At 58.5% G+C, this 15825-nt stretch carries 13 protein-coding genes; 4 read left to right on the top strand and 9 right to left on the bottom strand.

The annotated features are described in order from the left end of the window. Positions 1–5: 5 nt before the first annotated feature. The gene (gene iolC / locus AC2FNU_RS07115) at positions 6–974 is read right to left on the bottom strand and encodes a 5-dehydro-2-deoxygluconokinase (RefSeq protein WP_496786621.1); all 969 of its coding nucleotides are present in this window, start codon (positions 972–974) and stop codon (positions 6–8) included. 124 nt (positions 975–1098) lie between these two features. Here iolC and AC2FNU_RS07120 point away from each other — a divergent pair, with 124 nt between their 5' ends. Both AC2FNU_RS07120 and AC2FNU_RS07125 read left to right on the top strand, forming a co-directional pair. Next, complete coding sequence (locus AC2FNU_RS07120; protein ID WP_496786558.1) at positions 1099–2202, top strand: Gfo/Idh/MocA family protein; 1104 nt, start codon at positions 1099–1101, stop codon at positions 2200–2202. Positions 2203–2240: 38 nt separating this feature from the next. Then, positions 2241–3374, top strand: a complete 1134-nt coding sequence (locus AC2FNU_RS07125) for a Gfo/Idh/MocA family protein (RefSeq protein ID WP_496786562.1) — start codon at positions 2241–2243, stop codon at positions 3372–3374. Here AC2FNU_RS07125 and AC2FNU_RS07130 read toward each other — a convergent pair whose 3' ends face one another. Further along, positions 3375–4373, bottom strand: a complete 999-nt coding sequence (locus AC2FNU_RS07130; RefSeq protein ID WP_496786566.1) for a LacI family DNA-binding transcriptional regulator — start codon at positions 4371–4373, stop codon at positions 3375–3377. It abuts the gene before it with no gap. 125 nt (positions 4374–4498) lie between these two features. On the opposite strand from AC2FNU_RS07130, the gene AC2FNU_RS07135 reads away from it, so the two are divergent. Both AC2FNU_RS07135 and AC2FNU_RS07140 read left to right on the top strand, forming a co-directional pair. Then, positions 4499–4849 (top strand): ABC transporter permease, encoded by a 351-nt coding sequence (locus AC2FNU_RS07135; protein ID WP_496786569.1) that lies wholly within the window; start codon positions 4499–4501, stop codon positions 4847–4849. A 120-nt stretch (positions 4850–4969) separates the two neighbouring features. Continuing rightward, positions 4970–5947, top strand: coding sequence for an HAD-IIA family hydrolase (locus AC2FNU_RS07140; protein WP_496786571.1), 978 nt, complete (start codon positions 4970–4972; stop codon positions 5945–5947). 130 nt (positions 5948–6077) lie between these two features. On the opposite strand, the gene AC2FNU_RS07145 is transcribed toward AC2FNU_RS07140, so the two are convergent. From AC2FNU_RS07145 to xdhA, 7 genes are all read right to left on the bottom strand, one after another. Next, entirely contained in the window at positions 6078–7151 is a 1074-nt protein-coding gene (locus AC2FNU_RS07145; protein ID WP_496786575.1) for a BMP family ABC transporter substrate-binding protein, read from the bottom strand. 31 nt (positions 7152–7182) lie between these two features. Continuing rightward, on the bottom strand, positions 7183–8103 hold the full coding sequence (locus AC2FNU_RS07150; RefSeq protein WP_171093445.1) for an ABC transporter permease: 921 nt from the start codon (positions 8101–8103) through the stop codon (positions 7183–7185). Further along, complete coding sequence (locus AC2FNU_RS07155; RefSeq protein ID WP_496786581.1) at positions 8103–9185, bottom strand: ABC transporter permease; 1083 nt, start codon at positions 9183–9185, stop codon at positions 8103–8105. The genes AC2FNU_RS07150 and AC2FNU_RS07155 overlap by 1 nt, the downstream gene beginning before the upstream one ends. 63 nt (positions 9186–9248) lie before the next feature. Beyond that, positions 9249–10766, bottom strand: coding sequence for an ABC transporter ATP-binding protein (locus AC2FNU_RS07160; RefSeq protein WP_496786585.1), 1518 nt, complete (start codon positions 10764–10766; stop codon positions 9249–9251). Then, positions 10763–11698 (bottom strand): xanthine dehydrogenase accessory protein XdhC, encoded by a 936-nt coding sequence (xdhC, locus tag AC2FNU_RS07165; RefSeq protein ID WP_496786587.1) that lies wholly within the window; start codon positions 11696–11698, stop codon positions 10763–10765. Before xdhC ends, AC2FNU_RS07160 begins: the two co-directional genes overlap by 4 nt. Further along, positions 11698–14100: a xanthine dehydrogenase molybdopterin binding subunit gene (gene xdhB, locus AC2FNU_RS07170; RefSeq protein WP_496786589.1), complete on the bottom strand. Its 2403-nt coding sequence runs from the start codon at positions 14098–14100 to the stop codon at positions 11698–11700. Before xdhB ends, xdhC begins: the two co-directional genes overlap by 1 nt. Further along, positions 14097–15494 (bottom strand): xanthine dehydrogenase small subunit, encoded by a 1398-nt coding sequence (gene xdhA, locus AC2FNU_RS07175; RefSeq protein WP_496786591.1) that lies wholly within the window; start codon positions 15492–15494, stop codon positions 14097–14099. The genes xdhB and xdhA overlap by 4 nt, the downstream gene beginning before the upstream one ends. Positions 15495–15825: the final 331 nt, after the last annotated feature.

Raw genomic sequence — 15825 nt, forward strand, 5'->3', positions numbered from 1 at the left:
ATCTCCTATGTGGTCGGGCCGGGGTGTGAGGCGAGGAACGCGTCCAATTCCGAGGTCGTGGGCATGGCTGGCGCGCATCCCGGCTGGGATACAACGATCGATGCACAGGCCGAGCCGCGCATGACCGCATCCCTCAGGTCATGCCCTGCAGCAATTGAGGCCAAGAGACCGGCCATAAAACTGTCGCCAGCCCCATTGGGTTTGACGGCCGTGACCGGGTAGATGCCGGTTTCGATCTCTTGCCCGTCCGTCAAAGTGACAGCGCCTTTTTCGCCCATCTTGTAGATGACGATCCGACCGGGTTTTTCCGCCAGCTGCTTGGCCTTAGCAAAGCCCTTGTCGATACCGCCAGCCATGAACCCGAACTCTTCGTCATTGCCGACGATCAGGTCGCTGGCTTCACCGGCCCGCGACAAGACTTCGGCGGCTACCTCGGGTGAAGGCCAGCTGTAGGGTCGGTAGTCGATATCGAAGATGATCGGCAGACCCGCAGCGCGCGCGATTTCGAACGCACGGAACGTCGCGCTGCGCGATGGTTCTGACGCAAAGACAGTGCCCGCCGAGATGAGTGCCGAGAAGGATGAATAATCGACCTTGTTCATGTCCTCTTCAGTGACCTGAAAATCGACAGCCCCATTGCGATAGATGACATTCTGAAAGTTCTCGATCCGGCTTTCATAGACGGCCAGCGACATGCGGTATTCGCCGCCCAATACGCGAATATATGAGGTGTCTACGCCATAGTGGTGCAGGCGATTCAGGCAGAACCGGCCAACGGCATCATCAGAGACGGACGTGATCAGGGACGCTTGACTGCCCAGTTTGACCAACCCTGCACAAATGTTGGCGGATGACCCACCCAGATCGGCATGGAACGTATCGGCATCTTCGCTTTTGACACCGATCGGGTCGGCGTACAGGTCCATACCTGCGCGGCCCAAAACGGCGAAGCGGTTTCCTTTGATACCATCCATCAAAGCGCTCAAGTCATGTCCTCCGGCAAAGTGGGGTCGGCAAAGTTTGGACCTTGCGCTGAATCGATTCACACGATACTGATTTTGCAACCGGTTGCAAATGATATGTTCGGAGCCGTTGAAGATGCCTGAAATCGGAATTGGAATTGTGGGTGGCGGCTATATGGGCAAGGCTCATTCCGTTGCCATGTCGGCCGTTGGCGCGGTTTTTAACACTGCACTAAGGCCCCGGCTTGAGGTCATTTGTGCATCCAGCCCCGAAAGCGCTGAACGCTATCGCCTCGCCTATGGCTTTGAACGCGCGACTGACGATTGGCGTGTGCTGGTTGAAGACCCCAGGGTCGAAGCCATTGTGATCGCCTCACCACAATCCACGCATCGTCAGATCGCCGAAGCAGCTTTTGGTCTGGGCAAGCCCGTGTTGTGTGAAAAGCCTTTGGGTGCGTCGCTGGAAGACAGTCAAGCCATGGTTGCGGCGGCCGAAGCCGCAGGCGCTGTAAACATGGTTGGGTTCAACTATATTCGCACGCCCGCCAGCCAGTTTGCCCGCCAACTGATCGCCGATGGAGAGATCGGCGACATCACGTGGTTCCGGGGTGAGCACACCGAGGACTTTTACGCTGATCCGCAGGCCCCCGCCACGTGGCGCACAACGGGCATGGCCAATGGCACAATCGGCGACTTGGCCCCGCATATGGTGAACGGAGCGATGGCTCTGGTTGGTCCGATTGCGCAGGTGATGGCCGATGTGGAAACCGTGCATAAAACTCGGCCCGGAGGTGAAGTCACGAATGACGACCATGCCCAGATGATGTGCCGGTTCGAAAACGGCGTTATGGGCAACCTGTATTTCAGCCGAGTCGCGACGGGTCGTAAAATGGGCTATGCGTATGAAATATCAGGCACAAAGGGCGCGATCCGGTTCGATCAGGAAGACCAGAACGCGCTGTGGCTTTATAAGCGGGAAGGGCCCGAAGCCGCGCGTGGGTTCACCAAGATCCTGACAGGTCCCGCGCACCCGGATTATGAACCCTTCTGTCAGGGCCCGGGTCACGGCACCGGCTATCAGGACCAGATCATCATCGAGGCCAAGGACTTTCTGCAGGCCATACACACCGGAGAAGCGATCTGGCCGACCTTCCGTGTCGGGCACGAGGTCAACCGCGTGCTGGCCGCCGCCTTGGCGTCGTCAGACCAGCGACAGTGGAAAAATATCAGCGATTTCTGATCGCTAGACTAAAGAAATTCAATAGAGAGACGATGACCATGGCTAAGTTGAGATGGGGCATGATCGGGGGCGGTGAAGGCAGTCAGATTGGGCCTGCCCATCGCTTGGGTGCTCAGGCTGACGGGCTGTTTGAGTTTGCCGCCGGTGCGCTGGATCACCGGCCTGAAGCGGGCCGAGAATACGCGCAGCGACTGGGGATAGCTGCAGAGCGCGCCTATGGCGACTGGCAAGAGATGCTGGCGGGTGAAAAAGACCGGGAGGATCGAATTGATCTGGTGACCATCGCCACGCCAAACTCGACCCATTTCGAGATCGCCAAGGCGTATCTTGAGGCGGGCTTCAACGTGTTGTGCGAAAAGCCGATGACCATGACGGTGGAAGAGGGTGAAGAGATCGTCCGCATTGCTGAAGCTTCGGGCAAAATCTGCGCGGTGAACTACTGCTATTCCGCGTACCCAATGGTGCGCCAGGCGCGTGCGATGGTGCGTGCAGGCGACATCGGCAAGGTGCGGTTGGTTGTGACGAACTTCAGCCATGGCCACCATGGCGATGCGACCGACGCAGACAACCCGCGTGTGCGCTGGCGCTATGATCCTGCGATGGCAGGTGTCTCGGGGCAGTTTGCAGATTGCGGTATCCACGCGCTGCATATGGCCAGCTTTATCTGCGATGACGAGGTGAAGACCCTTTCCGCCGATTTGGCATCGACCATCGCAAGCCGCGAACTGGAAGATGATGCAATGATCAACTTCCGGATGGAGGGCGGCACGGTTGGACGCCTCTGGACGTCATCAGTGGCAATCGGGCGCCAGCATGGCTTTGATATTCAGGTCTTTGGCGAAACCGGCGGGCTGCGCTGGGCGTCCGAGCAACCCAACCAGTTGATCTATACCCCGGTGGGTGGGCGTACACAGATCATCGAAAAGGGTGAAGGTGGGCTGCATGACGAGGTTCAGCGCTTGTCTCGGGTCGCAATCGCGCACCCCGAGGGGTTCCCGCTGGCCGTAGCTAATATCTATTGCGATCTGGCTGATGCAATCCGCGGTGAAAGCCGGGATGGTTTGCCCGGAGCCGCAGATGGTGTGAGGTCCATCGCAGCGGTTCATGCGGCTGTTGCTTCAGGCAAAGCGGATGGCGCTTGGCAGGATGCCCGTCCACCGATGTTCCGCTGATCAGGGGCGGGGCCGCAACGTGCCCCGCTCAATCACACGGCAGGGGAAAATACGGGCCTCGGGATAGCGCTGGGGCTCTTTCAACATCTCAACAACCAGATCGACGGATGAGGTGATGATCTGTTTGATCGGCTGGTGAATCGTCGTCAGATCGATGTTTTCCCAGCGCGACATTTCCATGTCGTTCAAGCCAATGATTCCAACATCTTGTCCCGGTCGCAAACCGTGATCTTTCAGCGCGGAAAGTGCGCCAATGGACAGAATGTCGTCACCGCAGAAATAAGCCTGGGCCGGGTTGTTGGCCAAAAGGCCCAGCATCTCGGCCCGCCCTGCCTCGAAAGAGTAAGCCCCTGCAAAACAATGGTTTACTTCAATCTCCGTGTGCTCAGCCATCTCTTCCATGAAGCCGCGATGTCGGTCCAGGGCCGAGGTCGCGTCTTTGGGCCCGCCCAGATAGCCGACGCGTGTGTATCCGCGTGCCAAAAGTTCGCGGGCGGCCATACGCCCGCATTCCACGTTGTCGATGCCGACGACATGCACTTCGGGTGAAGTGGCCGAACGTCCAAATGTATGCACCACGGGCACGCCCGCGTCGTGAAAAGCTTTGGCAAAGCTGGGCGGCAGCGTCGACGACGCCACGATGGCGGCATCAACCGAGTATTGCCGCAACATGCGGACTGAATTGGCGGGCTCGGTCTCATCCGTCAGGTTCACGATCAATGGGCGCAGGCCGCGTTCCTGTAAGGCGCGTGTGAACTGATCGAAGACTTCAAGGAAAATGGGGTTGTGGAAGTTGTTCGAAATCAAGCCGATCAGCTTTGTCCGCCCCGTCGTCAGTGACGAAGCAAGCGCGTTGGGGCTGTAGCCCAATTCGCGCGCCGCTTTTTCGACCTTGCTGCGTGTTTTTGCCGAAACCGAAGCGCCTTCGGTGAAGGTGCGCGAAACAGCGGATCGCGAAACACCAGCAAGGGCAGCGACGTCTTTGAGTGTCACGCTCACGGAAGGTGACTCCCGGCGAAAAAGCGGAGGGATCTTGAGGCGATTTTCATTGTAAGTTCATTATGCATTATCGGCCAATTCCCGCAACCGGTTGCAAAGCTGCACAGGGTAAATCGTACCGCTGATTGCGTGTTCACTCAGACACGTTTGATCCGTCAGGTTTGCCTGAATTTGCAAAATCTCTGACGTTCCTAGGGGACATCCCGCTGCCACTGAGCGGCACCCGTATTGCGGCGCTGTTTGTTATCCCTTTGACATTGGGCCGGAACAACGACCTGTGGCTGCTTTTGGCGCCCACGGCCAAATGGCTTTACACTGTCGACTTGGGTATTTATCGCATGATCAATTCGACAGAAAGTTCACTAGTCTGGCGTTCGAACATGGGCACCGCAGTCCGAGCGATGATGCCGTCAGTTCTGGGTGTGATTGCAATGCAAAAGCTCTGTGTCATAGGGCGGGTGGAAAGCGAGAAGTAATTTGGCCAATCTGAGCATCGGATCACTGGGCGAAACCGGCCCCGGTAACGAGTTGGTACCGGGCACGGTTCGGTCATGTTTGCATCTTGTCAACACGGTCAGCGCGCGGCGTTCGGATTGATGAAGACAGATTCCATCTCTGAGGTGATGAGCTCAAGTCTTGAACCGACGGGCCCCGTTTGGGACGATGTTTCGCGCGCAATCACACCAAATGTAGCTTTCCAATGGTATGAAGACATTCGGGGACGTCTGCCTGACGCGCCAAGCCGTTCTGGCGCGTTGCAGAGCATCCCTAATCTGGGGACGATCACGGATCAGGCCGACGTTTTTGTCTTTGACGCTTATGGCGTTCTGAATACCGGAAAGCTTCCGATCCCCGGTGCGGCGGAACGGATCACGGAACTTCGTGCGATCGGTAAAACGGTATTTGTTCTGACCAATGCAGCCAGTTACTCCGCCGCCCAAGCCCAAAACGTGTTTCGAGATCTGGGTTTTGATTTTTCGCCAGATGAGATCGTATCCAGTCGGATGGTGTGCGAGCAACATTTGCCGCAACTGGCCAAAGGGCAACAATGGGGGGTAGCGGGCCCTGCCAGCTGGACAGGTGATGAAATCGATGTGCCCACGTTGCACCTGCTGGACGATATCGAAGGGTATGATCACGCGGGTGGCATCCTGTTTCTCAGCACATTGGGTTGGAACAAAGGGCGGCAGGCGCTTTTGCTGGACAGTCTGGCCCGAAACCCTAGACCCGTTGTTGTGGCTAACCCTGATTTGGTTGCGCCGCGCGAAACCGGCCTGACGCGAGAGCCGGGGTTTTACGCGCATGATTTGCAGTCTCGTCTGGGTATAACGCCAACATTTCACGGCAAGCCTTTTGCTTCGGTCTATGAAGAGATCGAACGGCGCACAGGAGCGGTTGAACCACGTCGCATTGTCATGGTCGGGGATACGTTACACACTGATATTCTGGGGGCGCAGTCGCGCGGATGGGGCTCGGTTCTGATCACAAGTCATGGCCTGTTTGCCGGGCAGTCTGTGCAAAAGTACATTAGTGGCAGCGGATTGTACCCCGATTGGATCGCACCAACCATCTGAATGGACAGGCTCTTGGACTTACAAAACACGTACGGGGCGATCAGGGATCTGGTCTGCCAAGCGCGGCTCTTCGAGGCAAAAAAAGGCCCGCAGACATGTGCGGGCCTTTGCTTTGAACTGTGCTAGCAGTTTACTGCGGAATTTCGCCTTCCAGGCCTTCGACGTAGAAGTTCATGCCGGCCAGCGTACCGTCATCTGCCACTTCGCCTTCAGCCAACCAGTCGCTGCCGTCCTGCTTTTTCAGCGGACCGGTAAAGGGGTGGTACTCACCCGCAGCCATGGCGGCTTTCAGTGCCAGGGCCTCTTCCTTGACATCTGCCGGTACGGCATCGGAAATCTCACCGATTGCAACCATGCCTTCGCGGATGCCATCCCATGTGTTTGCGCTTTCCCATGTGCCATCCATGACGGCCTGGGTCCGTGCAATGTAGTAGGGGGCCCAGTCATCGATGATCGACGAGACGCGCGGGAACGGAGCGTATTCGCTCATGTCCGAGGCCTGACCAAAGGTGACAACATTGCCCGCTTCCTGAGCCGCAGCCTGAGGCGCGGTCGAGTCGGTGTGCTGCAGGATCACGTCGGCGCCTTGTTCGATCAGAACGGTGGCAGCGTCAGCTTCTTTCGCAGGATCGAACCAGGTGTAGGCCCAGACGATCTTGAACTCGACATCCGGGTTCACCTTCTTGGCGTGGATATAGGCCGAGTTGATGCCACGGATGACTTCGGGGATCGGGTAGGATCCGATATAGCCGATGATGTTCGACTTGGTCATGTTACCCGCGATGTGGCCCTGAACAGCGCGGCCTTCATAAAAGCGTGCTGAATAGACCGAGACGTTGTCAGCGGTCTTATAGCCGGTTGCGTGCTCGAATTTCACATCCGGGAATTTTTTGGCCACGTTGATCGTGGGGTCCATGTAGCCGAACGAGGTGGTGAAGATCAGGTCAGCGCCTTCCAGCGCCATCTGGGTCATCACACGCTCAGCATCGGGACCTTCTGGAACCGACTCAACAAAGACGGTTTCAACCTTGTCCCCAAAGTGCTCCTCGACAGCCAGACGGCCCTTGTTGTGTTCATAGGTCCAACCGCCGTCACCGACGGGGCCGACATATACGAAGCCGACCTTGGTTTTGTCTTCGGCCATGGCCCCTGTGGCCAGGCCCAGTGCCATGGCAGCACTTGCCAGAAGTGTAGTGAATTTCATGTGTTACTCCCCAAGTTGGTTCAGTTGGCCCCTAGTGCGAGGCATGGAAGGTCCGGCCCAGTGAGGCAGGTGCGCTGCTCTTGTCGGCCGAAAGGATCACAAGCACAAGGATCGTGATGATATATGGCGACATTGCCAGATACTCGACGGGAATGGCAACGCCCGCTGCCTGCAAATTAAGCTGCAACACGGTGATGCCGCCAAACAAGTAGGCACCCAGCAAGGCACGCCACGGTTTCCAGCTGGCAAACACCACAAGCGCCAGAGCGATCCAGCCGACACCCGCGGTCATTCCTTCGGTCCACTGAGGCACGCGGATCAGGCTGATATAAGCGCCACCCAGACCCGCGCAGGCCCCACCGAACAGGATTGCCATGATACGGATCTTGATGACCTTGTAGCCCAGCGCGTGCGCCGCATCGTGGTTTTCGCCAACCGCGCGCAAGATCAGCCCGACGCGGGTATACTTGAGCGTGGCCCAAACCGCAGCGGTCAAAGCGATACCCACGTAAAGTATTGGGTCATGCTGAAACAGGATCGGGCCGATGACCGGGATATCACTGATCACCGGAATGTGGATATCGCCCATGCTGGGCGGTTTGACGCCCACATAGCTTTGCCCCATCAAGGCACTGAATCCCAGTCCAAACAGAGTTAGCGCCAGACCACTTGCGACCTGATTGGCCAAGGCCACCTGTGTCAGCAAAACAAACAGCAAAGACAACACCGCACCACCTATAGCGGCGGCAACAAAACCTAACCAGGGCGAGCCGGTCTCGACCGAGATCGCAAAACCGCTGATCGCACCCACGATCATCATGCCTTCGACGCCAAGGTTCAGAACGCCTGCTTTCTCAACGACCAGCTCTCCGATCGCGGCCAGCAGCAGGGGGGTTGCGGCCACCATCAGCGAGGCGACCAGAAGGACAGGATTGATTTCACCAAGGTCCATTATGCTACCTCGCTACGCGCCGCACGGATGCGGTAGTTGGTCAGAAGATCGAAAGCCAGAAGGAAGAACAGAAGCATCCCCTGGAACACCTGAATGGCAGCGGCGGGCAGACCCAGCTGAGACTGCGCGATTTCGCCGCCGATATAAGTCAGCGCCATCAGGCCACCGGCCAGCAGGATGCCCACCGGATGCAGGCGTCCCAGAAAGGCCACGATGATCGCGGTGAAGCCATAGCCAACGTTAAAGTCGATGCTGACAACGCCCGAAGGGCCAGAAACTTCGAACATCCCGGCCAGTCCGGCCAGTGCCCCGGACAGACCCAAACAGAACAAGATCAGCCGCGCCGGGTTCACGCCTGCAAATTTAGCCGCACGTGGCGCTTCACCTGTCAAACGGATGTGAAAACCCAGCATGTGCCGGTTCAGCAGCACATAGGCAAAGATCACGGCAATCAGTGCAGTGACCACACCCCAATGCATCCCAGATCCGGCGATCAGCTCGGCGTTATGCGCACTTTCATATTGCTGCAGGTTGCGCGAACCGGGAAAACCGAACCCTTCGGGGTTCTTCAGCAGACCCAGCGAGACTGAGGCCAGCATCTGCTCGGCCACATAGACCAGCATCAACGACACCAGAATTTCATTGGTGCCAAAGCGCACTTTCAGAAAGGCCGGGATCATCGCCCAGAGCCAGCCGCCGAACGCGCCCGCAATCACCATGATCGGGAAGATGTAAAACGCGTCCAAAGGATAAAAGGCCAGACCAGCACCAGCGCCAAAGATGGCACCCATGATGTATTGCCCTTCGGCGCCGATATTCCAGATACCAGCCCGAAAGCCCAGCGACAGACCGATGGCAATCAGAACCAAGGGTGCACCTTTGATCAACAATTGTGGGCGATAGTAGAAGGCAAACTCTCCAAACAGCGGTTCCCAGAAAATAGTGCCAATGGCTTCGATCGGGTTCTTGCCCAGAATGGCAAACAGCACCCCTCCAAACACCATTGTCGCCAGCACCGCCACCAGAGGGGTCGCATAGGACCACGCCTTGGACGGCTGAGGCCGTTTCTCCAAAACAATCATCTGCTCACTCCCCCACAGTCTTCATCTTTTTTTAAATACTCTCGCCGAAGGCGACGCCACGGTTCACACATGCGCGACCTCCATGCCATGGGCACCGCCCATCATCAGGCCGATCTCGTCCACGGTTAGTCCTGTGGTCGGGCGCGGTGCGCTTAGCCGTCCTTCATTCAACGCTGCAAAGCTGTCCGAGATTTCCATCAGCTCATCCAGATCCTGGCTGATGCAGACCACGGCAGTCCCTTTGGCGGCAAGATCCAGAATGGCCTGCCGGATCGCCGCCGCCGCCGCCGCATCCACGCCCCAGGTGGGCTGGTTCACAACCAGAACATCGGGGTTTTGCAACACTTCGCGACCGATCACGAATTTCTGCAGGTTCCCGCCAGACAAAGACCGGGCGGCATTCTCAGGACCCGGTGTGCGCACATCAAATGCGCTGATGATCTTTTCGGCAAAACCTTTGGTCTCGGTCCATTTCAGGAAACCGTTGCTTTCCAGCCCTTCCCTCACCGATCCGGTCAGCAAGGCGTTTTCCGTCAGGCTCATATCCGGGGCTGCCGCGTGACCCAGCCGCTCTTCAGGGGCCGTGAGTACACCCAACTTGCGCCGCGCGGTGGGGCCGAGTTTGCCAATTCTTTGACCGTTGAACTTGATCGCATCCGCGGCGGTCAGGATTTCACCGGACAACACGCCCAGCAATTCATCCTGCCCATTCCCGGCAACGCCACCGATACCCAGAACCTCTCCCTTGCGGACGGTCATATGAATGTTCTTCAACGCCGTGCCGAATTCCGAGGGCGACGGGACAGACAGTCCACTGACATCCAGCGCAACTTCACCGAACTCACGCCCAGAACGTTCTGGCGTTTGCAGGGTTGAGCCCACCATCATCTCGGCCATGTCCCGCGCGGATGTCTCGGCGGGCACGCATTCGCCCACATTCTTGCCCAGCCGCAGGATCGTCGCGTGATCGCATAGCGTTCGGATTTCCTCCAGCTTGTGTGAGATATAGAGGATCGACGTCCCTTCAGAGCGCAGTTTGTTCAGAGTTTCAAACAGAATGTCGACTTCTTGCGGGGTCAGCACGCTCGTTGGTTCGTCCATGATCAGCAGCTTGGGGTCCTGCAACAGGCAACGGATGATCTCGACCCTCTGACGTTCGCCCGCAGACAGATCGCCAACCGTGCGATACGGGTCCAGTGGCAGCCCATATGTTTCGGACACTTCGCGGATACGTGACGCCAGATCGCCCATCGGTGGCGGGTTCTCCATCCCCAAAGCGATATTTTCAGCAACGTTCAAAGCGTCGAACAACGAGAAATGCTGGAACACCATCGCGATACCGTCTGCCCGCGCGGCGCGCGGCTCGGGCGGCGCAAAAGGCTGACCTCGCAGCAGCATCGTGCCGCTGTCGGGCTTCACCAGCCCATAGATCATCTTGACCAGCGTGGATTTTCCGGCGCCGTTTTCGCCCAGCAGGGCGTGAACTTCACCTTCACCGATGTCAAAGGACACCTGATCATTGGCCACGACGCCGGGATAGGCTTTGGTCAGCCCTTGTAAGCTCAACAGTGGAGTGGTCACGCGCTCAGGTCCTTCTTCAACTCGTTCTGCCGGGCCGGACGCAACAGCTGCGCGGCGACGCCGACGGCGATCATCTGCGGGTGTTTGCCCAGGTTCGGATCACCAATTGGACAGGTGATCCGGCTGATCCGCTCGGGCGGGTGCCCAAGGGCCGCCAGCCGCGACCGGAATCGCGCCCATTTCGTAGCCGAGCCAATCAGTCCCGCAAAGCGGAAATCATGTAAAAGCAGCCTGTTGCACAGCTCCAGGTCCAAATTGTGTGAATAGGTCAGCACAAGATGCTCGGCATCGGTCGGTGCGTGTCGAACCAGTTCGGCCGGTTTGGTAGCTGGAACCGAGGTAACTCCGGCGGCAATCGTGTCGGGAAACCGATCCAAGCCGGTGTCGATCCAGGTGATCGCAAGGTCGGGCAGCGGTGAGAAAACATCCACCAAAGCCCGTCCGACATGACCGGCACCCCAAATCCAAAGGTTCCGGTTTGGTTTGTGCACTGGCTCAATCATCCAGCCGTCAACCATCTGGGGTTCAGGCGGAATGCCCTGACCACGCGCGGTTGCCAGCACTCGTTTGACCGACAGCGGCATTTCTTCGCCAGATGTGGCGCGCGCGATGAGAGTTTCATCCAGCGTTTCCAGCGCCGCGCGGTCATAGACCTCGCTGAGCAGCGAAACCGCGCCACCACAACATTGACCCATCTCGGGTCCAAGCGCGTGATGTGTCAGGCGCGAAGCCTGGGTCTGTGCCCGCGCCGCCTTGGCTGCTTGATATTCCAGCGTCCCTCCGCCGATGGTGCCGCTTTGACTGTCCTTCCAGACAAGCATGGCCGCGCCAACCTCGCGCGGAGACGATCCTTTGATCCCGGCAATAACCACCCGGACCACTCGTCCATGGGTTTCGACCGCCTCCCTCAAAGCCTCCAGGTCAAATCCCATCAGATGCCTCCCTTCATCCTTTGGACACCGCGCCAGACTTCTTCGGCCGTGGCAGGTGCGTCGAGCGCGGGGTAGGTATCGCCACAGGCCGCGACGGCGTTCGACAAGGCCAGCCATGCCGAGATGCCCAACATGAAGGGCGGTTCGCCAACCGCTTTCGAGCGATAAATCGTGTCCTCGCGGTTCGCGCCATTCCAAAGCGCGACATTGAAAATATCCGGTCGATCGGAACAGGCCGGAATCTTGTAGGTCGATGGTGCGTGCGTGCGCAGATTGCCCTTGCCATCCCAGACCAGCTCTTCGGTCGTCAGCCACCCCGCACCTTGTACGTAACCGCCTTCGACCTGCCCGATATCCAGCGCGGGGTTCAGCGATGCGCCCGCGTCATGCAGTATATCCGTGCGTAAAATGCGGTTTTCACCGGTCAGGGTGTCGACGGCAACCTCGGTGATCGCCGCGCCGTAGGCGAAGTAGAAGAACGGACGGCCGCGTCCAGCGATCCGGTCCCATTCGATCTTGGGTGTTTTATAAAACCCGGTTGCCGACAAACTGATCCGGCCCTGATAGGCCAGCGCTGCCGCTTCGGCGAAGGTGTACTTTTCTTCCCCGACCAAAACGTGGCCATCCGAGAATGTGACGGCAGACGGATCAGCCTGATGCCGTTCCGCCAGATAATCGGCCATCCGGTCGCGGATCGTATCACAAGCGGCTTTCACTGCCATGCCGTTCAGGTCACTGCCCGAGGACGCCGCCGTGGCCGAGGTGTTGGGCACCTTGGCGGTGTCGGTGGCGGTGATCTTCACCATCTCAAGCGGAACGCCAAAGCGCGAGGCAGCGACTTGCGCGACTTTCTGGAACAGGCCCTGTCCCATTTCGGTGCCACCGTGGTTCAGATGGACCGAGCCGTCTTGGTATACATGCACAAGCGCACCCGCCTGATTGAGGTGGGTCAGGGTGAAGGAGATCCCGAACTTGACCGGAGAGAAGGCGATGCCCTTCTTGATCACACTATTCTCGGCATTCCATTTCTGGATCGCGGCCTTGCGCGCAGCGTAGTCGCTTGATTTCAGAAGCGCTTCGGTCATGCCGTGCAACTCGAAATCACTGACCTCCATGCCATAGGGCGTCGTGTTACCTCCGGCGGGAAGGGGACGCACCGGCGCGTTCCCGGTTTCAACCGCGCCCCGGCTGGTCAGGTCTTCGTGTGGGTCGGGGTGGCCTTGCGGTTTTTCAGCTGGTTGCGTCTCGGTCACCGCATGCGCCGGTTCATAGTAATTCCGGCGGCGCAGCTCGACCGGGTCCAGCCCCAGTTCAAACGCGGCGTGATCCATCACACGTTCGATCCCGACCATGCCCTGCGGGCCTCCGAACCCGCGATAGGCGGTGGCGGATTGGGTGTTGGTTTTCAACCGGTGGCTTTCGATCCGCGCATTGGGCAGCAGATAAGCATTGTCCGAATGCAGCATCGCCCGGTCGGCCACGGGCAGGGACAAGTCCTGCGCCCAACCGCAGATGGCGTAGTGAAGGAACGAGACGCCCTGAATATGGCCATGTTTATCGAACCCGGCTTTATATGAAATGCGGAACGCGTGGCGTTTGCCCGTAATGATCATGTCATCGTCGCGGTCATAGCGCATCTTGCAGGCTTTGCCGGTTGCACGCGCGGCAACGGCGCAAGCGACGGCCAGCGCATTCCCCTGGCTTTCCTTGCCGCCAAAGCCGCCGCCCATACGGCGGGTTTCGACACGGACAGCGTGCATCGGAACGCCCAAGGCATCTGCCACCTTGTGCTGAATTTCAGTCGGGTGCTGGGTCGAACTGTGCACCAGCATATCCGCGCCCTCATTCGGCACAGCCAACGCGGCCTGACCTTCCAGATAAAAGTGTTCCTGTCCGCCAAGCTCGAACGTACCTTCGATCACATGTTCCGCGCCTGCGATGGCTGCGTCCGCGTCACCTTTGGCGTATATGCGCGGCCCGTCCTCGAACCGACTGTCCGCAGCAAGCGCATCCTCAACTGTCAGGATCGGAGTGTCCTCGGCATAGTCGATCTTGCCCAGACGGGCTGCCTTGCGGGCGGCAAGGTGGCTGGTGGCGACAACCAGAAATACGGGCTGGCCGATATAGTGAACGGTGCCGTCCGACAGCAGTGGTTCATCATGGATCGAGGGCGAGACGTCGTTGGCGAACGGCAGGTCATCCGCCGTCATCACCATCACAACACCTTCGGCGGCCTTCACACCCGACAGATCCATCGCGGTGATCTTACCCTTGGCAATCGGGCTGAGACCAAATGCCAGATGCAGTGTGCCTTTGGGCGTCGGGATGTCATCCACATACCGCGCCGAGCCGGACACGTGCAGCGGTGCCGCGTCGTGGGGGAGGGGTTTGGTCACGCTCATGCTGAAACCTCCAACACGTTGGTGATTTCACCTTGGTCTTCGAGGAAATAGCGCTCCAGCATCGCTTTGGCCGTTTCCAGACGATAAGTTGCCGAGGCGCGCATGTCCGTGAGTGGTGAGAAATCGTCGGCAAAGGCGGGCAGCGCGGCCTGAACGGTCTCGCGTGTCCAGGGTTTGCCGATCAGTGCGGCCTCGACATGGGTGGCGCGTTTCGGAATACCTGCCATTCCGCCAAACGCTATCCGTGCTTGGGCGACCGTGCCGTCCGAGACAGTGATATTGAAACACCCGCACACGGCCGAAATGTCCTGATCGAACCGTTTGCTGAGCTTGTAGACCTTCAACCTGTCGGGCTGACGCGGGAAGCTGACGGCCTCGACGAACTCGCCGGGGGCGCGATCCTGCGTGCCATAGTCAATAAAGAACTCTTCCAACGGGATCGACCGTTTCTCATCGCCTTTGCGCAGATGCAATGTAGCACCCAGCGCGATCAGTGCGGGTGGGTTGTCGCCGATGGGTGAGCCATTGGCGATGTTACCGCCCACGGTCGCTGCGTGGCGAACCTGCACGCTTGCGTAGCGGCGGATCATCTCGGCATAGGACGGATGCGGATCGGCCAGCGCGGCCCCCATGCGGTTCATGTCGACCATTGCTCCGAAACGGATTTCGGTGTCTGAGATTGTGATTTCCTTCAGATCTTCGCAGCGGTTGAGGAATATGACCGGGTCCAGTTCGCGCAACTGCTTTGTGACCCATAAGCCCACATCAGTTGCACCGGCAACCAGGGTGGCGCTGGGGTGTTCGGCAAACAGAGACGCCAGTTCGTCAGCGCTGTTGGGGAGGAAGGGGGGCTCTGCCCCCCGGCCTGCGGCCTCCCCCCGAGGTATTTGTAAACAAGAGAAGGACCGGTCGTCGGTGATCCATTTTGGGGTTGGGTCGGCCTCGACGGCTTCGGCGGCGCGGATGATTGGGGCGTAACCGGTGCAGCGGCACAGATTCCCCGCAAGCTGCGTGTCATGATCTGTCGCACCATTCGCATGACTGGCAACCATCGACATGACAAACCCGGGCGTGCAGAACCCGCATTGAGATCCATGCAGGTCCACCATCGCTTGCTGTACCGGATGGGCTTCACCATTCGGGCCGCTGGCGCCTTCCACAGTACGCACAGCCTTGCCGTGCAATTGGGGCAGAAACAGGATGCAGGAGTTCAGAGCCTTGTGACCACCCTCATCCGTCACCATGACGGTGCAGGCCCCGCAATCGCCTTCGTTGCAGCCTTCTTTGGTGCCGGTCAGGCCGCGATCTTCGCGCAGCCAATCCAGAAGGGTCGCCGTTGGATTGACATCCGCCAGCTCCACTGTCTCTCCGTTCAGAAGAAACGTGATATTCATTCGAGAAACCCGTCGCGTTACCCTGTTGCGCCCTCTGGGCCCTCCTTCGATGCGACGTAGAAAGAGCGGCGGGCGAAGTGCTTGCCGTGAGATGTTAGAAACAGCGCGGCTTATCTGGCAAGAAAAACTGCCTATATGATGTACCATTCGGAACGCGCGGCATGTAATTCTTGCTTTCGTGTAGAAGGCAGGGGTTTGTAAATAAAGCGCTTTTTGAATGCGATGCCCGTTCAATCCCGAAGCACCTTCTGAAAAAGCCGAATAATCAGCGCCGATTTTTTGTGCATCCCAAAGCTAAGGTTCCCGCTTTTGCAGCGCGACAGGCTGGGAT

Source organism: Ruegeria sp. BHSB064, assembly GCF_059613205.1.

Coding starts and splice junctions, on each gene's coding strand:
- iolC (WP_496786621.1), bottom strand. CDS start 974: ATGGATGGTATCAAAGGAAACCGCTTCGCCGTTTTGGGCCGCGCAGGT.
- AC2FNU_RS07120 (WP_496786558.1), top strand. CDS start 1,099: ATGCCTGAAATCGGAATTGGAATTGTGGGTGGCGGCTATATGGGCAAG.
- AC2FNU_RS07125 (WP_496786562.1), top strand. CDS start 2,241: ATGGCTAAGTTGAGATGGGGCATGATCGGGGGCGGTGAAGGCAGTCAG.
- AC2FNU_RS07140 (WP_496786571.1), top strand. CDS start 4,970: ATGAAGACAGATTCCATCTCTGAGGTGATGAGCTCAAGTCTTGAACCG.
- AC2FNU_RS07145 (WP_496786575.1), bottom strand. CDS start 7,151: ATGAAATTCACTACACTTCTGGCAAGTGCTGCCATGGCACTGGGCCTG.
- AC2FNU_RS07150 (WP_171093445.1), bottom strand. CDS start 8,103: ATGGACCTTGGTGAAATCAATCCTGTCCTTCTGGTCGCCTCGCTGATG.
- AC2FNU_RS07155 (WP_496786581.1), bottom strand. CDS start 9,185: ATGATTGTTTTGGAGAAACGGCCTCAGCCGTCCAAGGCGTGGTCCTAT.
- xdhC (WP_496786587.1), bottom strand. CDS start 11,698: ATGGGATTTGACCTGGAGGCTTTGAGGGAGGCGGTCGAAACCCATGGA.
- xdhB (WP_496786589.1), bottom strand. CDS start 14,100: ATGAGCGTGACCAAACCCCTCCCCCACGACGCGGCACCGCTGCACGTG.
- xdhA (WP_496786591.1), bottom strand. CDS start 15,494: ATGAATATCACGTTTCTTCTGAACGGAGAGACAGTGGAGCTGGCGGAT.